At 63.7% G+C, this 22,293-nt stretch carries 22 protein-coding genes and 1 pseudogene; 4 read left to right on the top strand and 19 right to left on the bottom strand.

What is annotated here, in order from left to right; all coding sequences use genetic code 11:
- Nucleotides 1-16: 16 nt before the first annotated feature.
- The 5 genes from HFC70_RS15915 to hemN all read right to left on the bottom strand — a co-directional run bounded on the left by HFC70_RS15915 (nt 17) and on the right by hemN (nt 4,852).
- Nucleotides 17-1,303 carry a beta-ketoacyl-ACP synthase gene (locus HFC70_RS15915; protein WP_168474249.1) on the bottom strand — a complete coding sequence of 429 codons (1,287 nt, stop codon included), beginning with the start codon at nt 1,301-1,303 and terminating at the stop codon, nt 17-19.
- A 14-nt stretch (nt 1,304-1,317) separates the two neighbouring features.
- Nucleotides 1,318-2,526: a beta-ketoacyl-ACP synthase gene (locus HFC70_RS15920; protein ID WP_168474250.1), complete on the bottom strand. Its 1,209-nt coding sequence runs from the start codon at nt 2,524-2,526 to the stop codon at nt 1,318-1,320.
- 91 nt (nt 2,527-2,617) lie between these two features.
- Entirely contained in the window at nt 2,618-3,091 is a 474-nt protein-coding gene (locus HFC70_RS15925) for a 3-hydroxyacyl-ACP dehydratase FabZ family protein (RefSeq protein ID WP_168474251.1), read from the bottom strand.
- A gap of 25 nt (nt 3,092-3,116) precedes the next feature.
- On the bottom strand, nt 3,117-3,395 hold the full coding sequence (locus HFC70_RS15930) for an acyl carrier protein (protein ID WP_168474252.1): 279 nt from the start codon (nt 3,393-3,395) through the stop codon (nt 3,117-3,119).
- Between the two features lie 107 nt (nt 3,396-3,502).
- Nucleotides 3,503-4,852, bottom strand: coding sequence for an oxygen-independent coproporphyrinogen III oxidase (gene hemN, locus HFC70_RS15935; RefSeq protein ID WP_168474253.1), 1,350 nt, complete (start codon nt 4,850-4,852; stop codon nt 3,503-3,505).
- Between the two features lie 223 nt (nt 4,853-5,075).
- Between hemN and HFC70_RS15940 the strand changes: the two genes are divergently transcribed.
- Nucleotides 5,076-5,804, top strand: a complete 729-nt coding sequence (locus HFC70_RS15940; RefSeq protein ID WP_168474254.1) for a Crp/Fnr family transcriptional regulator — start codon at nt 5,076-5,078, stop codon at nt 5,802-5,804.
- A 42-nt stretch (nt 5,805-5,846) separates the two neighbouring features.
- Here the strand turns inward: HFC70_RS15940 and HFC70_RS15945 are convergent, their stop codons facing one another.
- From HFC70_RS15945 to cobA, 5 genes are all read right to left on the bottom strand, one after another.
- On the bottom strand, nt 5,847-6,275 hold the full coding sequence (locus HFC70_RS15945; RefSeq protein WP_168474255.1) for a L,D-transpeptidase: 429 nt from the start codon (nt 6,273-6,275) through the stop codon (nt 5,847-5,849).
- A 139-nt stretch (nt 6,276-6,414) separates the two neighbouring features.
- Entirely contained in the window at nt 6,415-7,386 is a 972-nt protein-coding gene (gene cbiB / locus HFC70_RS15950; RefSeq protein WP_168474256.1) for an adenosylcobinamide-phosphate synthase CbiB, read from the bottom strand.
- Entirely contained in the window at nt 7,383-8,387 is a 1,005-nt protein-coding gene (gene cobD / locus HFC70_RS15955; RefSeq protein WP_168474257.1) for a threonine-phosphate decarboxylase CobD, read from the bottom strand. Before cobD ends, cbiB begins: the two co-directional genes overlap by 4 nt.
- A complete protein-coding gene (locus HFC70_RS15960) occupies nt 8,387-9,694 on the bottom strand; it encodes a cobyrinate a,c-diamide synthase (RefSeq protein ID WP_168474258.1) in 1,308 nt (435 codons plus the stop codon). Before HFC70_RS15960 ends, cobD begins: the two co-directional genes overlap by 1 nt.
- Complete coding sequence (cobA, locus tag HFC70_RS15965; protein ID WP_168474259.1) at nt 9,691-10,533, bottom strand: uroporphyrinogen-III C-methyltransferase; 843 nt, start codon at nt 10,531-10,533, stop codon at nt 9,691-9,693. Before cobA ends, HFC70_RS15960 begins: the two co-directional genes overlap by 4 nt.
- A 93-nt stretch (nt 10,534-10,626) precedes the next feature.
- Here cobA and HFC70_RS15970 point away from each other — a divergent pair, with 93 nt between their 5' ends.
- Both HFC70_RS15970 and HFC70_RS15975 read left to right on the top strand, forming a co-directional pair.
- Nucleotides 10,627-11,763, top strand: coding sequence for a cobalt-precorrin-5B (C(1))-methyltransferase (locus HFC70_RS15970; protein WP_168474260.1), 1,137 nt, complete (start codon nt 10,627-10,629; stop codon nt 11,761-11,763).
- Nucleotides 11,753-12,436 (top strand): cobalt-precorrin-6A reductase, encoded by a 684-nt coding sequence (locus HFC70_RS15975; RefSeq protein WP_168474261.1) that lies wholly within the window; start codon nt 11,753-11,755, stop codon nt 12,434-12,436. Before HFC70_RS15970 ends, HFC70_RS15975 begins: the two co-directional genes overlap by 11 nt.
- On the opposite strand, the pseudogene HFC70_RS15980 reads toward HFC70_RS15975, so the two are convergent.
- The 9 genes and pseudogenes from HFC70_RS15980 to HFC70_RS16020 all read right to left on the bottom strand — a co-directional run.
- A pseudogene (locus tag HFC70_RS15980) lies at nt 12,411-12,961 on the bottom strand (hypothetical protein); the annotation flags it as partial. The gene HFC70_RS15975 and the pseudogene HFC70_RS15980 overlap by 26 nt on opposite strands.
- Before the next feature lie 181 nt (nt 12,962-13,142).
- On the bottom strand, nt 13,143-14,102 hold the full coding sequence (locus HFC70_RS15985) for a nucleoside hydrolase (RefSeq protein WP_168474262.1): 960 nt from the start codon (nt 14,100-14,102) through the stop codon (nt 13,143-13,145).
- 139 nt (nt 14,103-14,241) lie between these two features.
- Nucleotides 14,242-14,697 (bottom strand): GFA family protein, encoded by a 456-nt coding sequence (locus tag HFC70_RS15990; protein WP_168474263.1) that lies wholly within the window; start codon nt 14,695-14,697, stop codon nt 14,242-14,244.
- Between the two features lie 56 nt (nt 14,698-14,753).
- Nucleotides 14,754-15,536, bottom strand: coding sequence for a precorrin-4 C(11)-methyltransferase (cobM, locus tag HFC70_RS15995; protein ID WP_168474264.1), 783 nt, complete (start codon nt 15,534-15,536; stop codon nt 14,754-14,756).
- 191 nt (nt 15,537-15,727) lie between these two features.
- Complete coding sequence (gene cobJ / locus HFC70_RS16000; RefSeq protein WP_168474265.1) at nt 15,728-17,662, bottom strand: precorrin-3B C(17)-methyltransferase; 1,935 nt, start codon at nt 17,660-17,662, stop codon at nt 15,728-15,730.
- Nucleotides 17,659-18,402: a precorrin-2 C(20)-methyltransferase gene (cobI, locus tag HFC70_RS16005; RefSeq protein WP_168474266.1), complete on the bottom strand. Its 744-nt coding sequence runs from the start codon at nt 18,400-18,402 to the stop codon at nt 17,659-17,661. Before cobI ends, cobJ begins: the two co-directional genes overlap by 4 nt.
- Before the next feature lies 1 nt (nt 18,403).
- Nucleotides 18,404-19,630: a precorrin-6y C5,15-methyltransferase (decarboxylating) subunit CbiE gene (gene cbiE, locus HFC70_RS16010; RefSeq protein ID WP_168474267.1), complete on the bottom strand. Its 1,227-nt coding sequence runs from the start codon at nt 19,628-19,630 to the stop codon at nt 18,404-18,406.
- Nucleotides 19,623-20,258, bottom strand: a complete 636-nt coding sequence (locus HFC70_RS16015; RefSeq protein WP_168474304.1) for a precorrin-8X methylmutase — start codon at nt 20,256-20,258, stop codon at nt 19,623-19,625. The genes cbiE and HFC70_RS16015 overlap by 8 nt, the downstream gene beginning before the upstream one ends.
- A gap of 171 nt (nt 20,259-20,429) precedes the next feature.
- Nucleotides 20,430-21,716 carry a sirohydrochlorin chelatase gene (locus HFC70_RS16020; RefSeq protein WP_168474268.1) on the bottom strand — a complete coding sequence of 429 codons (1,287 nt, stop codon included), beginning with the start codon at nt 21,714-21,716 and terminating at the stop codon, nt 20,430-20,432.
- A 358-nt stretch (nt 21,717-22,074) separates the two neighbouring features.
- Between HFC70_RS16020 and HFC70_RS16025 the strand changes: the two genes are divergently transcribed.
- The gene (locus HFC70_RS16025) at nt 22,075-22,245 is read left to right on the top strand and encodes a hypothetical protein (protein WP_168474269.1); all 171 of its coding nucleotides are present in this window, start codon (nt 22,075-22,077) and stop codon (nt 22,243-22,245) included.
- The last annotated feature ends 48 nt before the right edge of the window (nt 22,246-22,293 follow it).

Raw genomic sequence — 22,293 nt, forward strand, 5'->3', positions numbered from 1 at the left:
CGCGCGCGTGATCCGATTAAGCCGGTTCACGTGTCATGACAAGGCTGGCGTTCTGGCCGCCGAAGCCGAAGGAGTTCGACAGCACGGCCGAAACGCTCTGGTCCCGCTTCACGTTCGGCACGACGTCCAGCACCACGGTCGGGTCGGGATTGTTGTAGTTGATGGTTGGGGGCACGGTGCCGGTCAGCATGGTCTGTAGCGAGAACACCGCCTCGACGGCGCCGGCCGCCGTCAAGGTGTGGCCGATCATCGACTTGTTGGAGGATACCGGGATATCCTTCAACCCATCGCCGAAGACCGCCAGCATGGCCCCATATTCCATCTTGTCGTTTTCAGGCGTCGAGGTGCCATGAGCATTAACGTAACCGATGCCCTCTTCCGACAGGCCGGCATCGTCCAGTGCGGCGCGGATCGTGGCAATCGCCGGGCCGCCGTCCGGCGAGGACCGGGTACGATGGAAATGATCGGCCTTTTCGCCGCAGCCGCGCATGATGCCGAGCACTTTTGCGCCACGCGACACGGCCGATTCGAGCGTTTCCAGCACCAGCGTCGCTGCGCCTTCTGCGATCACGAAGCCGTCACGATCCTTGCTGAAGGGTTTCGAGGCGCGCTCCGGCGGGTCGTTCTGGGTCGACAGAGCCGACAGCAAGGCAAAGCGGATCAGCGCCTCTGCGCTGACCGAGCCGTCGGTGGCAACGGTCAGGGCGCGTTCGGTCCGGCCCTGGCGGATCGCCTCGACGCCGAGCTGGATGGCCGTGGCGCCCGAGGCGCAGGCCGTCGACAGGGTCACCGGCAGGCCGCGCGTACCGAACCGGTCGGCCAACCGTTCCGAGATGGAGCCAAACTGCACGGCCTCGAGGAAAACCGGATCGGGCTTCTGGCGCATGGCGGCCAGGAAACGTTCATAGGCATCGCCCGGATGGCTCGGCGGCGGAGCACGGTCGGCAAGGGCGAAACGATCGGCCCATTCCGGCTCGACCGGCGGGGCGGCGAGAAACAGCGGTCCGGCAAAATCGCCCGACAGGCCGGCGGCGGCAAGCGCCTCGATAGTCGTTTCGCGCGCCATGGCATAGGAACGCTCCACCGCATTGGCGGCGGGCAGGTCGATAAAATCGACCGTGCCGCTGATGCGGGTCGAAAGACCCTCGGTCGGAAAACGGTTGATGGCATGGATGCCCGAGACGCCGCCGGTCAGCGCCGACCAATTGTCGTCAAGGCCTTGGCCGAGCGATGTGATGACGCCCATGCCGGTGACGGCGACGAGCGGGCGTCCGAGATGATCCTTGAAACGGGACTGTGTCATGGCTGCAACTCTCCTTACGCCTCGGCCGAAAGCATGGCCATGCCTTCGCCGCGGGTATAGCCGACCGTGGTTACGACGGCGTGCTGCGCGCCGCTGGTCATGACGGTTTCGTGGGCGGGGTCGAATGGCGGCACCGTCGCGCCGGTATCGATGGCAAGCGCTGCGAGCGCCAGGCCGAGCGGGAATTGCGCCTCAAGCCCGTGACCCGTCATGCTGCCATAGGCGCGCAACGGCGCGCCCGGAAAGGCCGTTTCCAGCGCGAGTTTCTCGCGGGCCGACAGATCATGCAGGCCGCTGGCACCGGAAAAGACCACCGTGTCGGCCGGCACAGGCTGGCCCATGTCTGCCGAAAGCCGGGCCAGCCGGTCTTCGAACTTGCCCTGGTCGCGGCTGCCGCGGTCGCCCTCGATCGCATCGATCGCCGCATAGATATGGGCGCCGCGCGCCTCGGCATGAGCACGCGATTCCAGCACGAGGAACGCGCCGACCGTGCCGAGCACCATGCCGCCGCCCTCACCGCCACCGGCACGCGACCACAGCGGCTGCCAGTCTCCCGTTGCATGGGCATTGATGCCCTCGACCAGCAGGAAGATATCGGCGCGCGCCGCCACGAAGGCGCCACCAACCAGCGTGTGGGTCGACTGACCGGCCTTGATGCGAGCAAAAGCGGTCTCGATCGCCGAGATGCCGGCCGACTCCTCGCCCATGAAGGTACGCGACGATCCGGTCACCTTATGGACGATGGAAATATTGCCCGCCATCAGATTGGACAATTGCGCCAGGAACAGCGTCGGCCGCAGCTCGGTCGTCAGCTTCTCGTTGAGCAGCATGTCGCGATCATTGCGCTTCAGGCCCTCGTCGACGATCAGCGTATCGACCGTGACGTCGCGCTCGCCGCCACCGGCGGCGACGATCATGTCCATGGTGCCGCAGGCTTCCAGGTCGTCCTTCAGACCGGCATCGTCGAGCGCCAGGCCGGCGGTGTAGACGCCCAGCCGCTGCCAGTTCTCCATCTGCCGCTGATCGCCACGCTTGGCAATCTGCTGCGACCAGTCGATCGGCGGCAGCGGATGGATCGGATAGGGCTTGAAAGCCTCCGCCTCGATCGGGGGGCGAGGCGCCGTCGGCCCGCAGAGCAGCGCGACATGCGGATCCTTGCCGGTGCCGTGGCAGGTGACGATGCCTATGCCGGTGATCACCACATCGTTCGGCGTCTTGTCCATTTCATATCCTCTTGTGTGGAGCCCGGCGGTCCTTGGTCGACAAGGACGGCCGCTCCATCTTCGCGCCCGAGGGCCTTCGGCGGACGTCGCTTCAGGAATTGGCGGCGATGGCGTCCATCAGGCCGACCTCTTCGGCGCGTTTGCGCACGATATCGGCCAGCGGAATTTCATTGAAGGGCATGGTGCGCAGCTTGAGCTGGCAATCGCAAACCTTCTTGCCGCCCGAGGTGATGCGCGCCTTGGTGACGGCAAAACCGGAACCGTCATGCTCAAGATCGGCTTCGATGTCCAGCACGGCGCCGGGTTCCACGAAGGTGCGCATCTTGGCGCCGTCGACAGACATCAGGAAGGGCATGGCGGCAAAATCGGTGACGGCCAGCACGAGCATGCCCGATGCCTGGGCCATGGTCTCGATCAGCAACACGCCCGGCACGAGCGGCATGCCTGGGAAATGGCCCTCGAAGACGGGGCTTTTCTCAGGCACGACCGAGCGCGCCTTGAGCTTTCCGTCGCGAAGGCTGACCGCCTCCACCTTGTCGATCATCTGGAAATATTCCAGCAGCATGGGGACCTCCGGTCGCCTGGCTTGATCAGCCCTTGGCTGCCCTGAGTTCGTCGATCTTGGCGCAGAGATTTTTCAACACGAAATACGCTTCGGTCGAAACCTTGCCTTCGTTGACTTCCTGGGTCCACTGTTCCAGCGGGATCTTGATGCCGAATTCCTTGTCGATGGCGAAGACGATATCGAGAAAGTCGAGGCTGTCGATACCGAGGTCGTCGATCGTGTGGCTTTCCGGCGTAATGGTCTCGCGGTCAATTTCGCTGGTCTCAGCGATAATGTCGGCAACTTTGTCAAATGTAGCAGTCACGCCAATCATCCTCGTAAAAATCCTATTCAGCGTCCCACATAGGCAAAACAATCCCAAAAGCCAATGGCCAGATTGCGCAGTGGAACAAAATGGCGTGTCAGTGTTGCCTAAACAGCAATCGAATGGCGCCCCTTGCCGTTCGACAGATAGCTGTCGAAGGCCGCGGCAACGCTGCGTGCGAATGGCTTGCCGAGGTCCGTCAGCCTGAGCCCTTCGGCGTCGATCTGACAGATACCGTCCTGGTTGCCTGCCGCAAAGAGCCGTGCTTCGGCGATGACATCTTCGGCGAGTGCGGGATATAGGCCACGGATTTCAGCAAAGGAGAACGCGAAGCCGCACATGATCCGCTCGATGACCAGAGCGCGCATGCGGTCCTCCTCCGACAGCGCGATGCCGCGCACCACCGTCAGGCCCTGATCGGTCGCCAGCCGCTGATATTCGCCGGTTGCCGGCATGTTCTGCACATAGCCCTGCGGCAATTGCCCGATGGAGGATGCACCAAGCCCGATCAGCGCGTCGGCGGCATCGTCGGTATAGCCCTGAAAATTGCGGCGCAGACGCCCTTCTCGTGCCGCGACCGCCAGCGTGTCGTCCGGCCTTGCAAAATGGTCGATGCCGATCGGCTCGTAGCCGGCAGCCACCAGAAGCTCGGCGGCACGGCTCATCTGCCGGAACCGTTCCTCGATATCCGGCAGGATATCCTCCGGGATCATCGTCTGGTGCTTCTTCATCCACGGAACATGGGCATAACCGAACAAAGCGATGCGGTCCGGCGACAGGGAGACGATATCGTGTACCGTACTCGTCAGCGTCTCCAGCGTCTGGTGCGGCAGGCCATAGAGAATGTCGCAATTGACGGAATGCACGCCCCTCGCCCGCACCGCCTCGACCACGGAGCGCGTCTGCTCGAAGGTCTGGATGCGGTTGATGGCCTTCTGCACGGTCGGATTGAAATCCTGAACACCGAGGCTTGCCCGCGTCATGCCGATCACCGCCAGTGCATCGTAGCGCGGTTCGTCCAGATCGTTCGGATCCATCTCGACGCTGATCTCGACATCGTCGCGGAAGGTGAAGGCTGCCCGCAGGTCCGCCATCAGCGCGATCATGTCGTCCGGCCGCAGCATGGTGGGCGAGCCGCCGCCAAAATGCACCGCGCTGACGCGGACATCGGGGCTGACCAGCGATCCGACCTTTTCGATCTCATGCTTCAGGGCCGCAAGATAGGCGGTGATGGGTTCGTATTTCAGGGTGTGCTTGGTATGGCAGGCGCAGAACCAGCACAGCCGGTCGCAATAGGGAATATGGATGTAGAGCGAAAGATCGTGGCCGGAATGCAGTTCCTGCAACCACTGCGCATATATGCCGCACCCGATGCCATCATGAAAATGTGGCGCCGTCGGATAGCTTGTGTAACGCGGTACAGCGCTGGAATATTTGGCTAACAAGGCGTTGTTCATCGTTCCTCCGGACCCTTGCGAGGCGAACATCATTAGACTAGCTGATAACGCCGGCAGGCCTTCCAGCCTTTGACTTCGATCAATTTCCTGCTAGATTTGGATAATTGACGGAAGCTAATCCGCATGATCTTCGTCCGAGCACTTTTCGGACGAATCTCTGGAAACAATCGTGTCAAAGAGCATCACATCATGCTTCGGCAATTTGGCCGAACCGGGAGCGGATATGGACACGCAGAATTCGAAACCCTATGCCGATAGCGAAGCCCCACAGGTTTGTCGCGCTTGCGAAGCTCGACATGGTGGTGTCTGCGCAACCCTGACGGCATCCCAGCTGGTCGAGCTGAACAAACATTCGACGCGCCGCAAGGTGGATGCAGGCAGCGAGGTGATCGGCCAGGGCGAACAGGTCTCGTCCTACAGCAATATCCTGGCCGGCGTCGTCAAGCTGTCGAAAATGATGGCCGACGGACGCCAGCAGATCGTCGGGCTGCAATTCGCCCCCGATTTCATGGGTCGGCCTTTTCTCGAGGAAAGCAGCCTGACGGCAGAGGCGGCCACCGACGCGGAAATCTGCGCCTTCCCGCGCGCCCTGATCGACCGGATGGTCACGCAAGTTCCCGATTTCGAGCGCAAGCTGCATAGCCAGTCGCTGAAGGAACTCGACGAGGCACGCGACTGGATGCTGACGCTGGGCCGCAAGACGGCGCAGGAAAAGGTCGCCAGCTTTCTCTATCTGATCGCCACCCATATCGACCCGATGAAGGCCACCAGCACGACATTCGACCTGCCGCTGTCGCGCGCCGACATCGCCGACTTCCTCGGCCTGACGATCGAAACCGTCAGCCGGCAGATGACCAAGCTGCGCAAGGAAGGCATTATCGTCATCGAGAACAACCGGCATGTCATCGTGCCGGACCCGCGCCGCCTGCGCAACGCCGCCGGCATCGACTGACGTCTCACTCCGATTACCGGTCTGTCCTCGTCAACACCCGCGTCAGCGGGTGATGACGATCCTCGTGTTGCCGAGGCCTGTCTGGGTCGCCAGCGAGAAGAACCGGGCCGCATCTTCGGGATGCAGGCGCACGCAGCCATGAGAGGCCGGCTGGCCGAGCCGCTTGGTTTCATAGGTGGCATGCACGGCATATCCACCCTTGAAGAAGATCGCAAATGGCATCGGCGCATTGTCATACTTGCGGGAGCGATGATTCTTCGAGGCCCATTTGGCGCTGTAGCTGCCAGTTGGCGTTATATAGCCCTTTCGGCCAGTCGAAACTTTCCATCGATACTTGACGAAGCCGTTTTCCGTGACCGTCATGGTCTGATGTTCCAGACTGACGCGCGCCACCAGGTTTGCCGCTTCCGAAACAACAGGAAGACACTGGCTACCCAGCATAGCGGCCATCAAAATCAAGATTTTCTTCATTGTTCCCCCATCCGGATCGATAGATTTCCGATTTCCTTCAGCATGGAACAATAGTTCTTAAAAAATGTACACGGCTCGACTTGCCATTCGTGCATTATCGCTAACACAAATGGTAAAAATCACGATTAACAAGATATTTTTACAACGACACGACCACTGCGAGCAGCACGACAAGCCACAAGGCGAGCCAGGCCGCCTGCAGAACTCTGACGGCGGCGTCTATATCTGCCGCACCCAAATTGCGTCGACCGGCGCCGTTCATCATCGGCTCGCTGACACGTTGGCCGGCATAGACCCTTGGACCGGCAAGACCGATATCGAGCGCACCGGCCATGGCCGCTTCCGGCCAGCCGGAATTGGGCGAGCGGTGCAGGCCGTGATCCCGCAGCGCGACCGAGAGCGAATGCCCACCGGCGCGGCGCCCGTCGCTCCACAAAGCGCCGGCTGCAATCAGCAGGGCCGACAGGCGCGCCGCCGGCCAATTGGCAAGATCGTCGAGGCGCGCCGAGGCCCAGCCGAAATCCCGATATTTGTCCGACTTGTGGCCGATCATCGAATCGGCGGTGTTGAGCATCTTGTAGGCAAGGATGCCGGGCAGGCCGAGCAAGGCGTACCAGAGCGCCGGCGCCACGACGCCGTCGGCAAAGTTTTCCGCAAGGCTCTCTATTGCCGCGCGGCACACGCCGGGCTCGTCCAGCGTCTCCGGGTCGCGGCCGACGATCAACGACACCGCCTTGCGCCCACCGGCGATCCCGCCGTCGCGCAGTCCGGCGGCCACGGCCGAGACATGATCGGTCAGGCTTTTCTGCGCCAGGAAGATAGCCGCGATGACGCTTTCCAGAACAAAGCCGAAGAGGCCCAGAGGACCGAGCAGACGGTGCAGCACCGTCCCGAGAAGAAGCGACACGGCAAGAAGGATGACGATGGCCAGAACGCCGCCAAACCGCCTGCGTCGCGGCGACCAGTGCGCCCGGTTCAGTCCTCGGTCGCAGGCGGAAATGGCGGCGCCGAACAGCACGACCGGATGCGGCAGGCGCTTCCACAGCCACGGCGGATCGCCAACCAGCCGGTCGAGCAGCAAGGCCAGCAGGAGCGTGAGGAGTTGCATCATCGCTGGCGCTGCCGCCAGTCGTCGAGTGCTGCCGCCAGCCGCGCATCCCCCTCGTCATCCGGCGCCAGACCGAAACGCAGCCAGGTCGGCGCATAGTCGAAACGGCGCGTCAGGATATGGGCCGCGCAGAGATGTGCGTGGAGCGCAGCGGCATCGGGATCCTCGACCAGTGCGAACAGCCCTGCCCCGCCGGCAATCCGCAGTCTTGCGCCACCGAGGATCTGCTGAAGGGCTGCACAACGCTCAATGATCCGGGCGTGGATCGGCTGGCGATCCGCCGAGAAAAGCGCCGTGGCAATCGCCAAGGCCGGGCCTGAGACGGCCCATGGTCCCAGCCAATCGGCCAAGCGAGCCGTGACGCTGTCGTCGGCGATGACAAAACCAAGCCGGATGCCGGCCATGCCGAAAAACTTGCCGAAGGAGCGCAGGACGATGAGGTTGGCGTCGGTCCGGCCGGCCATGCTGGCCAGCGGCGCAATATCACCGAAAGCCTCGTCGACGACCAGCCAGCCACCGCTCGGCTGCAACCGCGCCGCCAGGGCCGCCAGGTCCGCGGAAGAAAAGGTCCGGCCGGTCGGATTGTTGGGATTGGCGACGACGACCAGGCCATGTCGGGTGTCGATCTCCTCCAGCGAGGTCACCGCGTCGACGGCAAAGCCCGCCTGGGCAAAGACGCGCCCATATTCCCCATAGGTCGGCGAGACAATGGCGACGCGCTTGGCCGGATCGGCCAGGCGCGGCAGCAGCTGGATCGCCGATTGCGTACCGGGCACCGGCAGCGGCAGGCGTTCACCCGACTGGTAGAAGCCCTTCGCCGCAAGGCGGGCCGCCGCCTCCAGTTCGCGGTCCGGCAGGCGGTGCCAGGCGCGCGCCGGGATGTCCGGCAGTTCAGGCGGACAGGGATTGATGCCGGTCGACAGGTCGAGCCAGTCTTCTGGCCGTCCGCCGTAAAGCGTCGCCGCCGCGGCGATGCCGCCGCCATGGACGATCGCGGCACTCATCAGACGGCACTCGCGGCAAGATCGATCAGATGCATGAAGGAGCCGGCGACCTTGCCCTGCCTGAGGCCGAACGATCCGAGCGACGTCCCCAGCGCATCCTCGACATCGAACAGCCGGTCGCCCGCCCCTTCCGACACGATGGTAGCATAGTGGAACTCGTGGCCACTCATCGGGGCCGCGAAAAAGGAGCCGTCCACCGGCTTCAGCCGGCGATAGCCGAGCTGGCGCCGCCGCGTCTCGAAACTGGTGGTGAGCGGCAGCAGGCCGAGCATCGCATGACCCTTGCCCTTGGCATCGATCAGGCTGTCGCCCATCACCATGTATCCGCCGCACTCGCCGAAAATCCTGGTGCCGCGGTCGCGAGCCGCCGCCATGCCGCTGCGGAAATTGGCCGCTGCCGAAATTTGTCCGGCATGCAGTTCGGGATAGCCGCCCGGCAGATAGACGGCATCGGCGTCTGCTGCCGGCGCCTCGTCGGCAAGCGGCGAGAAGAGCGAGATCTCTGCACCGCGCCGTCGCCAGCCGAGCAGCATATGCTCATAGGAAAAGGCAAAGGCCAGATCGCGCGCCACGGCGATCTTTTGGCCGAGCGGTGGCAGCCGATCGATATTGGCATCCGAGGCACGATCGGGAATGTGGCGGGCGGTGCGCATCAGCCCGTCCAGGTCGCAATCGGCAGCGACAATGTCGGCCGCCCGGTCGATGAAGGCATCGAGTTCGGCATGCTCTCCGGCCTGCACCAGGCCCAGATGGCGCTCCGGCAGGGTCAGCGACTTGTCGGTGCGGATGACGGCGAAGACCGGCATGCGGATGCCGGCAAGGGCGCCGCGCAGCATGATCTCGTGGCGTTCGCTGCCGACCCGGTTGAGGATGACGCCGACGATGCGGGTGTCGACGCGGAAATTGGCAAAGCCGCTGACCAGCGCGGCGATCGAATGGGAAGCCCTAGCGCAATCGACCACCAGCACGACGGACAGGCCGAGAATGGTGGCGAGATCGGCGGCCGAACCCTTGCCGTCGGCGGCGCCGTCGAACAGGCCCATCATGGCCTCGATGACCAGCACCTTGCCGCCGGACATATGCAGAGCGGCATTGGCCAGCAGCAGTTCCGGCCGCATGCCCCAGGGATCGAAATTGAGACAGGCCTCGCCGCTTGCCGCCGCATGGAAAGCCGGGTCGATATAATCCGGCCCGGCCTTGCCCGGTGCAATCGCGAACCCCTTGGCTTTCAACGCCCGCAGCAGGCCGAGCGTGACCGTGGTCTTGCCCGAGGCGGAAGACGGTGCCGCTATCAACAGGCCGCTCATGCGCTTTCCTTCCGGCCACGACCGGCAAACGGGTCGGGCTGCAATTTACGGCCGGACAAGGCGCCCAGCCAATCAAGGGACGGCCTGAGCCGCACCACTTCACCGATGACGACAATGGCCGGCGGTTCGATGCCGGCTGCCGTCATGGCGCTCTCGGCCTCGCCCAGCGTGGTCTCCAGCACCCTTTGCTGGGGCGTGGCGGCATCGCAGACGAAGGCCAGCGGCTCGTCCTTCGAGCGGCCGGCGGCAATCAGATTGGCGCTGATGCGGCCGATATGCTTCATCGCCATATACATCACGATAACCGGCGATCCCTTGGCGATCGAAGGCCAGTCGATCCGGTCGGGCACCAGTCCGGACGAATCATGTCCCGTGAGAAAGGTCACCGTATGGTTGATCTCGCGATGGGTGACCGGAATGCCGGCATAGGCCAAGCCGCCGATCCCGGCCGTAATGCCCGGCACGATGCGGAATGGCACGCCATGTTCGATCAACGTCAGGGCCTCCTCGCCGCCGCGGCCGAAGACGAAGGGATCGCCGCCCTTCAGCCGCAGCACCTTATGGCCGGCCTTGGCGAGTTCCACCAGGCGCAGCGAGATGTCGCGCTGCTTGGCGGACGGCTTGCCGCCGCGCTTGCCGGCATATTCGAGCAGCGCGCCATCCCGGGCCATTTTCAGGCAATCGTCGTTGACCAAAGCATCATGGACAATGACATCCGCTTCGCTGAGCGCCTTGGCCGCCAGCAGCGTCAAAAGGCCCGGATCACCCGGACCGGCGCCCGCAAGCCAGACATGGCCGGGCGCGATCGAGGGAAGATGCGAAAAGGGAGTGTCAGTCATGGTCCTGCTCTATGCCCGCCCTTTTGAAAATGCAATCGGCAAAGGCTGTTTCTGGCGCTTTCGAAGCCGCCCCGGCTCGCCTATAAGGAAGCCATGAACGATCCCGCCAGCGCGCCCCCAGATCCGACATTTTCGACGCCTGCGGACGCCCGCCGGCCGGAGGGTGCGCACAGGCGCGGCTGGACCACCGGTGCCTGTGCCACGGCCGCCACCAAGGCGGCGCTGACCGCACTGATATCAGGCCAATTCCCAGATCCCGTGACGATCCGCCTGCCGCGCGGCGAAGAGCCGGCCTTCGCGCTGGCCATCGAGATCCTAAGTGACGGTTTTGCCTCGGCAGGCATCGTCAAGGATGCCGGCGACGATCCCGATGTCACCCATGGCGCCACGGTCGTTGCCACGGTGCGGCGCCTGCCGGAGGGTGCCGGCATCCGCTTCGTCGCCGGCGATGGCGTCGGCACAGTGACCAAAGCCGGCCTGCCGATCGGCGTCGGCGAGCCGGCGATCAACCCGGTGCCGCGCGCCATGATGCAGGCAGAGGTCAAGGCGCTGTGCCGGGAGCACGACGTGCCCGCCGATATCGAGATCACCATCGCCATTCCCGGCGGACAAAAGATCGCGGAAAACACCTGGAACCCGAGGCTCGGCATTCTGGGCGGTTTGTCGGTGCTCGGCACGACGGGCGTGGTGCATCCGTTTTCCTGCTCGGCCTGGATCCATTCGATCCACCGCGGCATCGACGTCGCCCGCGCCGAGGGGCTGACCCATGTGCTCGGCGCGACCGGTTCGACCTCGGAGAAGGCGGCGCGGGATTTCCACGGCCTGCCGGATGGTGCGCTTCTCGACATGGGCGACTTTGCCGGCGGGCTGCTCAAATATCTGCGCGTGCACCCGGTCCCCCGCCTGACGATCGCCGGCGGGTTCGCCAAGCTCACCAAGCTTGCCCAGGGCGCGCTGGACCTGCATTCCGGCCGCAGCCAGGTCGACATGGATTTTCTGGCCGGACTGATCCCGCAGACTGCCGATGGGCAAGCCCTTAAGAACCGCATCCAGTCTGCGAACACGGCGATGGAAGTCCTTGAACTGGCTTCCGAAAGCAAATTCGACATTGCTCATATAATTGCCGGAAAAGCGCGCCAGACAGCGTTGGATACGCTGCGCGGCGCGCCGGTCGAGGTCGATATCATCGTCACCGATCGCAAGGGACAGATCCTCGCCCATGCCCCTTGAAAAAATCCTCATTCTCGGCGGCACGGCGGAGGCGGCCGATCTGGCAGCGCGTCTCGTCGCACAGGGCGGCGCAGAGGTGACGACGTCGCTTGCCGGCCGAACGAAGGAGCCGGCACCGCTGGCCGGCGTGGTGCGGATCGGCGGGTTTGGCGGCATCGAGGGTCTTGCCGCCTATCTGCGCGCCAACGGAATTTCCAAAGTCATTGACGCCACCCATCCCTTCGCGACCCGGATATCGGAAAATGCGCGCGCTGCCTGTGCCTTGTCGAACGTGCCCCTGGAGGTCCTGACGCGCAACGAGTGGCGCCGCGAACCGGGCGATCGCTGGCTGACGGTGGACACACTGGACGCCGCAGTAGAAGCCTTACCCCTCGGCGCGACCGTTTTTCTCGCCCTCGGACGTCAACATATCGCGGCTTTTGCCGGCCGCGCGGATTGCCGGTTCGTGATCCGCATGATCGACCGGCCGGTCGATGCCCTGCCGTTGCCGGACGCCGTTGTCGTTCTGGGTAAGGCGTCGTCCGACCCGGACGCGGAACGAGCGCTGTTTGAAAGCCATTCGATCACCTGTCTCGTCGCCCGCAATTCCGGCGGTGCTGCCGGCTATGGCAAGATCGCCGCTGCCCGGCAAATGGGCATCGATGTCGTGATGGTCGGGCGGCCAGCGCCATGAACATCCGTCCCTGAGCTAAGTACCCGTCAGCAGCGTGTGCCTGGTCTTTCCGGAGACGGGCCAATAGTCGAGCTTGCAGCCATAAGGTCCACCGACATTGACCTCGACGACATCAATACCTTTCTCCTCAAGGAAACGCTTGGCAAAAGCGGCGTTCTGCAACCCAACCGTGGAAAAGGTGTTGAGCGGGTTGGCGCCACCGAATATTTTCGCTTCCAGACTGTTGCGGTTGGCGCCCCGCTTGAACAGGGAATCGACCAGCAGTTCCATAAGACGATCCCCGTAGCGCGCCGGATCGCCCACGTTGTTGCTTTTGTGTTGCGGGCCCGGCAACACGAAATGGTTCATGCCGCCAAACCCGCGATGGATGTCCCGGACGCAGGCTGCAACGCAGGAACCAAGAATTGTGGTTATCACCGCATCGGGATCATCGAGCACTTCGTATTGGCCTTGGCTGATCGTGACACGTCGCGTCGGTTGCCCACCTGCTCGCATTGTCGTGCCGCCATGCCTATTGAAAGCCATAATCACCAACCTTCCATTCGTTGTTGGGTTGATAATACACGATAAGGCTAATTTTACGAATTGTAATATATAAAAATACAACAAATGCGAGTTAAGGTCGATCATTGTCTCGACATAAGCAGCGAAACGACCCTAACCGCTGGCGGCAATCGAGACTGCCCGGGACTGGTAAGGAAACGGATCAGTCTTCCTTCACAGCCACGATCGTGTCGTGGATCAGTTTCAGAACGGCCGGCGCATCGATGCCCATGCAGACCTTCTGGGACGGCAGATTGTCCCAATCGCTCGGGCCGAAGCCCTTGCTGTCGGGCTTCTGGATCGTCTGGCCATCGGCCAGGCCGCCGCTGACGACGCGGATGGCACCAGAGCGGGTCTCAAACAGCTGAGGCGCCACGACATAGGCGCAGGCGCAGCTGTCATGGACCACCATGCCGTCGACGACGCGGCTTTCGTAGAACTTGATGTAGAACTGTGACAGATCGAACAGCAGTTCGGCACGCTTGCCGGCAGCGTCGCGGATGTCGGCCAGCGCCTGCTTGGTCATCACGGTCTGCAGCGTGACATCGAGGCCGACCACGACGACCGGCCAATTGGCCGTCATCACAACGTCGGCGGCTTCCGGATCGCCATGGATATTGGCCTCTGCCGCGGGTGTCACATTGCCATTGGTGTCGAAGGCGCCGCCCATGATGACGACCTGCTTGACGAGACCGAGGATATCCGGATCGTCTTTCAGGGCATTGGCAAGATTGGTCATGCGGCCGACGGCCACCAGCGTCACCTCGCCCGGATTTGCTCGAACCGTCTCGACAATGAAGCGATGGGCGGGCCGCGGGTCGAGCGGCAGGTCTATGACATCAGGGACGCCGATATTGCCCAGGCCATCATCGCCGTGAATGAAGGTCGGCGGCTCATGGCTGACGCGGTGCGGAATGAACGTGTCGCCGGCCCCCTTGGCCACCGGCGCATCGATTTTCCATTCACGCTTCAGAAACAGCGCATTGCGGGTCGTGGTCTCGATGCGGGCATTGCCGAAGACAGTCGTAATGCCGATCAAATCGATATCCGGATGGTGGTGGAGAAACAGCAGCGCCATGGCGTCGTCGACGCCCGGATCCGTATCGAAAATGACCTTATGCATGAGACGCCGCCATATTGCCTGAGAGGAAGAGCGGCAGGTCGTCTGCCGCGATCCCTTTCGGCTTATCGGAGGACAGGCAGCGGTTCAAGCCGCAAGCTCCGGACACCTGATCCGTCCCCTGAAAGATCCCACCAGGACATCAGGAGACGGATTGCGCATAGGCCTGCATCAGAATCGGAAAATCGTCCATGGGCGGAAACATGTCATAGCTGTGAACCGCCGGCGTCTGCGCCCACGGCAGCTTCTCGCTGGTGCCGGTCTCGATGAAAGGCGCCAGTTCGGCGACGTTGTCGAGCATGGACGCGCGAATATTGATCAGCGGCCCCATCACCTCGGCGCGGGTAAAGATCCAGCTCAGGCAATGGGGGCAGAAATGATGACGCAACTCGCCGTGCATCCCGCCGATAACAGGCTCAAGCCCGCTGATCTCGACCGCATCGAGCGGATAGAGCGCACTCAGCGAAAAGGCGCTGGCCGTCATCTTCTGGCAGCCGCTGCAATGGCAGGCCATGGTGATCAAGGGCTTGCCCCTGACCTTCATCTGCACCTGGCCGCACCGGCATCCACCGCCATGGGTCACGTCATCCTCGGACATCCCAGTCTCCTCGTTTCAGGCTATTGGCCCGGCAGTCTGCCGGGTTCGTTTCGCGTCTATCCCGCCACCTTCTTTTTCTTCTTGCCGGCATTGCGCAGCACATGGGTGAAGTCGGAATTGTAGAGATCGCTATCGCGGAATTCGACGTGGCCGAACACCTTGCCGACCATGATCAGCGCGGTGCGGGTGACCTTGGCCTTGCGCACATCATCGGCCATGTCCTTCAGCGTCGAGCGGATCAGCAACTCGTCCGGCCAGGTTGAGCGATAGGCGATCACCACAGGGCAATCCTCGCCATAGTAGGGCACCAGCGTGTCGCGAATATGGGGCAGGTTGCGGATCGACAGATGGATCGCCAGCGTCGCCCGGGATTTTCCGAGAATCTCCAGCGTCTCGAATTCCGGCATCGACGATGCCTTCATCTCGGTGCGGGTAATGATCACCGTCTGGGCGATTTCCGGCAGGGTCAGTTCCGTCTTGAGGCGTGCGGCGGTTGCGGCGAAGGCCGGCACGCCGGGCACCACGTCATAGGGGATATCGAGTGCGTCGAGCCGGCGCATCTGCTCGGCGATAGCGCCATAGATCGACGGATCGCCGGAATGGACGCGCGCCACATCCTCTCCCCGGGCATGGGCGGCGACAATCTCGGCGATGATCTCGTCGAGATGCATCGGAGCGGTATCTTTGACGATAGCCCCTTCCGGCGCGCACTTCACCGTTTCTTCCGGCACCAGCGAGCCGGCATAGAGGCAGACCGGGCACCGCTCGATCAGCCTCAGGCCACGCACCGTGATGAGATCCGGAGCGCCCGGTCCGGCACCGATGAAATAGACGGTCATGCTTGATATTCCTTATCCAATTTCAGTTCGTTCCGGTGCCCCTCATCCCCCTGCCGGGACCTTCTCCCCGCAAGTGGGGCGAAGGCGGATGGAGCCGAGGCCGTGCCGCAACTCCCTTCTCCCCGTCCAGACGGGGAGAAGGTCCCGGCAGGGGGATGAGGGACAGCCGACCACCACCACCACACTACCGACTAGCCCACCTTCATGCCGCTCTCGGCCTTGCCCGAATAACCGCGCGGCGTGTAGACCCATGTCTTGCCGTCGCCGGTGGTCACCGTGCGGCTTTCAGACGAGCCGACCACCACCACGGTCAGCATGTCGACATCGTCGACATCAAGGCTTCCGAGCGGCACGGTGCGGACGTGTTCGCCGGGCCGTCCGAGATTGGTGGCCAGAATGACCGGGGTGTCGGCCGGGCGGTATTCCAGCAGCTTGTCGCGGGCAAAGGCCAGTTGCGTGCGGCGTTTCATCGAGACGGGATTGTAGAAGGCGATGACAAAGTCGCCCTCGCCGGCCGCCCTGACGCGCTTCTGGATATGCTCCCAGGGGGTCAGCAGATCCGACAGCGAGATGGTGCAGAAGTCGTGGCCGAGCGGCGCGCCGATCCGCGCGGCGGCGGCCTGCAAGGCGGAAATGCCGGGCGAGACCTGCACCTCGATGCGCGACGCGGCATCCGAAATGCCGCCCTTGTCGAACAGTTCGAAGACCAGCGTCGCCATGGCATAGATACCGGCATCACCGGAACAGACCAGCGACACGGTCCTGCCCTGCCCGGCCAGTTCCATGGCATGCACGACGCGCGCTTCTTCCTTGCCGAGGTCGAAGTCGTGGCGGACCTTGCCTTCGACCAGGGGGCCCAACAGATCCAGGTAGAGCGAATAGCCGACCAGGTCGGTGGAGGCGGAGACCATGGCGGAGACCTCCGGCGAGCGCCATTGATTTGCCCCCGGCCCGATGCCGACCACGAACAGCGTGCCGCGCGCCCGGCCCGCCGTCTGCGGGTCGATGACCTGGGCTGACCGGGCAATCGCCGCGGTGACGCCCTTCGACTTGATTTTTTCCGACACCAGTTCGCTGTCCGAACCGGCTGCGGCCAGCGCCGCCCCTTCGGCAACGCCATGGCAGCCAACCTCGGCAAACACGACGTCCGAAGGATTCTTCAGCCTTGGCGCTTCTTCTTCCAGCCTAACCGCTGAGAAGAACCGGGCCGGCACGCCGAAATGATCGGCTACCGCATGAATGGCCGTCTCGTCGGCCTTGAGGTCGATCGAGGCGACGGCGGAAAGGCTTTGCGGCGCCAAGCCGCTCTCTGTCAGGGCCTGTTCGGCGAGCGCTATCGCTTCCTGGCTTGAGGCATGGCGCTCGCAACCCATGCCGAGAACGAGTGTCTTCGGGTGATAGACCAGCTCCAGCTCGCCTGCGGTCTTCTGTTGGTCGGTGACGATGAGCGTCACGCGGGCCTCATGTTGGAATGGCAGCCTTGATTGGGTGAGCCAGGCGGCGACACTCCCTCTCCCCGCCTGCGGGGAGAGGGTTGGGGTGAGGGGCAGATCTCGCTCGTCGTGCAACGGCCCCTCATCCGCCCTTCGGGCACCTTCTCCCCGCAGGCGGGGAGAAGGAACGTCGAGCGTCACGCCGGCCCCCGCCACCAGTTCGGCCATGACGGCCCTGGCAGCGTCCGGATTGGCCAGCACATAGCCCTCCGGCGGCTGGTCGAGGGCCACGCCGAATTTCAGGTCGCCGGCGGTGGTGATCGCGGCATGGGCATCGATCGCTGCGGCGATGGCGCGCGCCAGATCGTTGGCCCCGTGATGGCCGCCGAGCAGCGGCACGACGGAGGATCCGTCTTCGGCGACAGAGATTACCGGCGGTTCGGACTGCTTGTCGGCCAGAACAGGCGCCAGAAGGCGGATGACGGCGCCCGAGGCCATGACAGCGACAATCGGGCGGCCGGCGGCAAACAGCGCCTGCAGATGCGCCTTCACATCGTCGAACAGCACATCGGCGTCCGCCAGCCGCGCCTTCGCGCCGTGGATCTCCCCGCCGATCGCCGCAGCGATCCGGGCGCCGATGGCCGCAGCCGATGGCGAGAGAAGAAGGACGGCCGGTTTCACAATCACAGTCATGAGGCACTTCCATTGCGGGCATTATGGGCCGAGCCGGATGCCCAGCCCTCGCTGCCCTTGTAGATCAGGATCATCGAAAAATAGGGCGCGCTTGCCTCCGGCACATCGGCCAGCGGCATGATGCGCTGTTCGGGCAGGCTGACGCGCTCGACATAACCTGCGGCACTTGTCAGCCCCATGGTCTCGATCAGCGCGCGGATCCGGGCGAAATGCCGGCCGACCTTGATGATCGCGACCGCGCCGGCCGCCTCGATTCGAGCGCTGATGTCAGCGTCGTCCAGCGGTCCCGGCACGACGCTCAGCACATCGTTGCGGGCGGCCAGCGGCTGGCCGAGGGCGGCGGCGGCGGCCATCATCGACGAGACACCGGGCACGATCTCGGTTTGGTAGTGCCCGTCCAGCCGCTCGAACAGATACATGAACGAGCCATAGAAGAAGGGATCGCCCTCGCAGAGAACCGCGACATCCGAGCCGGCATCGAGATGGCGCGACAGGGTCAGTGCCGCCGCGTCATAGATATCCTGGGCCGGAAAGCGCTCGACTCGCATCGGCACGACGATCGGCACTTCCACCTGATCGCCGGACAGATAGCTGCTGGCAATCTGCCGGGCGAAGCTGGGACCCGTATCCGGGGCCGGATAGGCAATCACCGGCACCTGCGTCAGGATACGATGGGCCTTCAGGGTCAGCAGCTCCGGATCGCCGGGGCCAAGGCCGAGGCCATAAAGTTTGCCGGTCATGTCAATCCGCCCCCTTCGTCACCGACCACGTGGTCACCGGCATCAGCGACTTCCAGCCGCAATAGCGCCCGACCGGCGCGGCACGGGCCACCGATATGCGGGTCAGGTCGCCGCCAAAGAGGCCGCGCAATTCGGCCAGCCGCGCCTCGCCCTCGATGGTCACCGCATTGGCCACCAGCCAGCCGCCGCTGCGCAGCGCCGCCCAGCAGGTCTCGAACAGGCCCTCGTGGGTGATGCCGCCGCCAATGAAGATCACATCGGGCACATCAAGGTCCGCAAGCGCTGCCGGCGCCTCGCCCTCGACCACCTTCAGGTCCGGCGTTCCGAGCGTGTCGGCGTTGAAGCGGATCATCGCCACCCGCTCCGGCTTCGGCTCGATGGCGACAGCCTTTGTTCCCATGCCGCAGCGCAGCCATTCGATGGCAATCGAGCCGCAGCCGGCGCCGACATCCCAGAGCAGTGCATTGGGAAACGGCGTGAGCAAAGCGAGCGTCGCAGCGCGCACTTCGCGCTTGGTCAATTGCCCGTCATGGCGAAAGGCATCGTCCGGCAGGCCGGGCACCGGCGACAGCAGCGCACCATCATAGGCGCAGTCGATCGCGAGCGTGTTGAACTCGGCAATCTCGGGCCGATGATCGACCATGCCCTGGGCGGTCATGATCACGGTGCGCTCTTCCTCACCGCCCATATGCTCCAGCACATGCAGAATGGAGGCGCCGAAGCCGCGCTCGACCAGCAGGTCGGCCGCCTGGTGCACGGTTTCCGCACCTGACGTCAGCGCCAGGATGCGCGCTCCCGGCAGAATGTGACGGTTAAGGCTGGCCAGCGGGCGGCCATGCAGAGAAATCTGCGCCACGGATTGCAGGGGCCAGCCGAGCCGGGCGGCGGCCAGCGAAAAGGCCGAAGGCGACGGAACGATATACATTTCCTCCAGCGCCACATAACGCCTGAGCGTCGCGCCGATGCCGAAATGCATGGGATCGCCGGTAGCCAATACCGTGACCGGCGTGCCGCGCAGCTTCAGCACCTCGTTCAGGGTCTCCCGAAAACCGCCACCCCAGTTCAGGATGCGCTTCAGTTCCGGCAGGGCACCGCCTTCCAGCACATGATCGAGCCGCTCGCCGATCACCACGGTCTCGGTCTGCCAGAGCAACGCCTGGGCCTCCGGCGTCAGGCTCGACAGGCCGTTGTCGCCAATGCCGATGATGGTCAGCCAGCGGTCAGTCATTGGCGCCGAGCCCCCCGGCCAGCGCGTTGACGGCCGCCGATGCCATGGCCGAGCCGCCGCGCCGGCCGCGCACCGCGATAAACGGAATGCCGAGATCATTGGCGATCAGCGCGTCCTTGGATTCGGCAGCGCCGACGAAGCCGACCGGCAGGCCGAGGATCAGCGCCGGGCGCGGCGCGCCAGCGGTTATGCGCTCCAGCAGCCTGAACAGCGCGGTCGGAGCATTGCCGATGGCCACCACCGCGCCGGCCAGATGGTCGTCCCAGAGATCGACCTGGGCGGCCGAGCGCGTATTGCCGCTATCGACAGCGATCGGGCGCACCCGCTCGTCGTTCAGCAGGCACAGCACCTCGTTGCCGGCCGGCAGCAGCCGGCGGATGATACCGTGGCGGACCATTTCGACATCGCAGAGCACCGGCGCGCCATGGGCCAGAGCCTGCGCGCCAGCCTCGAAGGCGCCTTCTGAGAAGGCGACATCGCCGGCCAGATCGATCATGCCGCAGGCGTGAATCAGCCGGATCGCCAGCATTTCCATGCCGCCCGAAAACCGCGCCAGATCCGCCTCGCGCCGGATGGTCTCGAAGGACTGCCGATAGATTTCGGCGGGATCGCGGATGTAGTCGAGCATCGTCATGGATCGCCCCTCATCCCCCTGCCGGGACCTTCTCCCCGCAAGCGGGGAGAAGGGACTTGTGGCACAGTCGGCGCTCCATCCTCCTTCTCCCCGTCAGAACGGGGAGAAGGTCCCGGCAGGGGGATGAGGGGCGGACTTCAGGCTCCGATTGCGCGAACATACCCATTACTTTTTCTTCTGCATCGATTTTGGCCCCAGCGGATGGTCAGCATGGGGATACGGGGCGTGGTGATGACCATGATCGTGCCCATGGTCATGGCTATGTCCATGATGGTCGTGTGCATGATCATGCCCGCAGCCGCAGTTGGGGCCATGCTCGTGGGCCGGCGCCTTGCCGCTGGAGGGTGCGTTCATCACCGCTTCCAGCCCGGCATCGGGGCTGGCATTCATCAGATGGGCATATTTGCCGCCCAGCGTCGTCGAGGGCGTATAGTCGAAGGCCGGCTCCAGCGGGTTGGGTTCGGCATGGGAATGCAGCGGCGTCCACGGCAGGCCGTGTTCGCGGCAGAACTCCTCCTCGCGGCAGGCCGCATCGCAATCGCCCTGGCACGGACAGTCCTCCAACCCGCCGCCGATGCCTTCGACATGGTGGTGGTGGCTTTCCTGGGGCTGGCCGACATCGGCCTCGAAACCCAGCACCTGCTCGCGATATTTGCACATCTGGCAGTTCATCAGCGCCGCGCCTTCGAGCACCTCTCCGACGCGATCCTGGAAGGCGTCGAGCACCAGCGGGTGATCGTTGAGATAGCTCGCCTTGACGAACTGGATCTCCGGATGGCGGGCGGCGACTTCGTCGGTATAGCTGTAGATGCGCTTGACCAGCACGCCGGTGAACAGGAAATACGGAAAGACGATGATGCGCTTGTAGCCGAGCTTGGCGGCATGGGTCAGGCCCGGCTCGACCAGCGGAAAGGTGACGCCGGAATAGCAGGTCTCGCCCCAGCCAAAGCCCATGCCTTCCCACAGCATGCGCATGACCTTGGTCGCATTGGAATTGGCGTCCGGATCCGACGAGCCGCGGCCGACCACCATCAGCAGCGTCTCGTGTTTGTCGACGGGCCCAAGTTCCGCATTGGCGGCATCGACCGCCTCCTGGATGCGGTCGCCGGCGGCGCGAATCATCTTGAGATCAATGCCGAGTTCGCGGCCATAGTTGATGACCATGCCGGGGTTCTGGGCCTGGTAGGTATTGAGCACCGACGGGATGTCATTCTTGGCGTGGCCGGCGGCAAACAGCATGCCGGGAATGGCCAGCACCCGCGTCACGCCCTGGCCGCGTAGGCTGTCGAGGCCCGCCGAGATCACCGGATTGCAGAATTCGAGGTAGCCGTATTCGACCGGCATATCGGGATTGCGGGCTCGCAGAGCTTCCGCGATCACCGCGAATTCACGGGCCGCATTCTGGTTGCGGCTGCCGTGACCGCAGACCATGATACCGAGTTTTTCAGCCATTGTTCTGATAGGCCTCCCTGCTTCGTTCCAACACCATGTACGAAGCGCCAGAACGCAATCGGTTCTGTGGCCATTGGGACAGCTCCGGATCTGGCCCCCTGATTGGGTCGGCCGCACCGGACTATTTTCCAGCCTGTCAAACAGGCGCCGTCGCACATCGGCAAGAGGTTTATCCAGTCGGCGCCATCAGGTCAAACCTGTTTGCGCCATTCTGTGGGTCATCCGCGCGCGAACGGCAGCGGTCGACGGCAGAGCTTTCCCGAGACGGTTTTTCATGTCGTCATGGAACCTTCGCGCATCCACGGCATTATAGGACGTCGTCCTGACCTCAAGGACCGTCCATCTGGAGAACCACACCATGTATCTGAGCCGCCCCACCCAGGCCATTTTTGTCATCGCGGTTCTGCTTGCCATTGCGGCATTGTTGATTTTCCTGAATATTCTGCCGTTTACGGCTGTTCCGTCGTTCTGGATCATGACGGCTGCCTTCGTTCTCCTGCTGCTGGGCAATCTCGTCAAAGGCATGTGATTGCTGCCGGAGCCGGGCAAACTCCGGTCGGCGGAGCGATAGACGTCA

The organism is Agrobacterium sp. a22-2, assembly GCF_012276985.1.
GTDB lineage: Bacteria > Pseudomonadota > Alphaproteobacteria > Rhizobiales > Rhizobiaceae > Allorhizobium.

Coding starts and splice junctions, on each gene's coding strand:
- cobD (WP_168474257.1), bottom strand. CDS start 8,387: ATGAGTGCCGCGATCGTCCATGGCGGCGGCATCGCCGCGGCGGCGACG.
- HFC70_RS15925 (WP_168474251.1), bottom strand. CDS start 3,091: ATGCTGCTGGAATATTTCCAGATGATCGACAAGGTGGAGGCGGTCAGC.
- HFC70_RS16025 (WP_168474269.1), top strand. CDS start 22,075: ATGTATCTGAGCCGCCCCACCCAGGCCATTTTTGTCATCGCGGTTCTG.
- HFC70_RS15940 (WP_168474254.1), top strand. CDS start 5,076: ATGGACACGCAGAATTCGAAACCCTATGCCGATAGCGAAGCCCCACAG.
- cbiE (WP_168474267.1), bottom strand. CDS start 19,630: ATGACTGACCGCTGGCTGACCATCATCGGCATTGGCGACAACGGCCTG.
- cobJ (WP_168474265.1), bottom strand. CDS start 17,662: ATGACTGTGATTGTGAAACCGGCCGTCCTTCTTCTCTCGCCATCGGCT.
- HFC70_RS15920 (WP_168474250.1), bottom strand. CDS start 2,526: ATGGACAAGACGCCGAACGATGTGGTGATCACCGGCATAGGCATCGTC.
- HFC70_RS15945 (WP_168474255.1), bottom strand. CDS start 6,275: ATGAAGAAAATCTTGATTTTGATGGCCGCTATGCTGGGTAGCCAGTGT.
- HFC70_RS15975 (WP_168474261.1), top strand. CDS start 11,753: ATGCCCCTTGAAAAAATCCTCATTCTCGGCGGCACGGCGGAGGCGGCC.
- cobI (WP_168474266.1), bottom strand. CDS start 18,402: ATGACCGGCAAACTTTATGGCCTCGGCCTTGGCCCCGGCGATCCGGAG.
- HFC70_RS15990 (WP_168474263.1), bottom strand. CDS start 14,697: ATGTCCGAGGATGACGTGACCCATGGCGGTGGATGCCGGTGCGGCCAG.
- HFC70_RS15915 (WP_168474249.1), bottom strand. CDS start 1,303: ATGACACAGTCCCGTTTCAAGGATCATCTCGGACGCCCGCTCGTCGCC.
- HFC70_RS15970 (WP_168474260.1), top strand. CDS start 10,627: ATGAACGATCCCGCCAGCGCGCCCCCAGATCCGACATTTTCGACGCCT.
- cobA (WP_168474259.1), bottom strand. CDS start 10,533: ATGACTGACACTCCCTTTTCGCATCTTCCCTCGATCGCGCCCGGCCAT.
- HFC70_RS16015 (WP_168474304.1), bottom strand. CDS start 20,258: ATGCTCGACTACATCCGCGATCCCGCCGAAATCTATCGGCAGTCCTTC.
- HFC70_RS15985 (WP_168474262.1), bottom strand. CDS start 14,102: ATGCATAAGGTCATTTTCGATACGGATCCGGGCGTCGACGACGCCATG.
- HFC70_RS16020 (WP_168474268.1), bottom strand. CDS start 21,716: ATGGCTGAAAAACTCGGTATCATGGTCTGCGGTCACGGCAGCCGCAAC.
- cobM (WP_168474264.1), bottom strand. CDS start 15,536: ATGACCGTCTATTTCATCGGTGCCGGACCGGGCGCTCCGGATCTCATC.
- cbiB (WP_168474256.1), bottom strand. CDS start 7,386: ATGATGCAACTCCTCACGCTCCTGCTGGCCTTGCTGCTCGACCGGCTG.
- hemN (WP_168474253.1), bottom strand. CDS start 4,852: ATGAACAACGCCTTGTTAGCCAAATATTCCAGCGCTGTACCGCGTTAC.
- HFC70_RS15960 (WP_168474258.1), bottom strand. CDS start 9,694: ATGAGCGGCCTGTTGATAGCGGCACCGTCTTCCGCCTCGGGCAAGACC.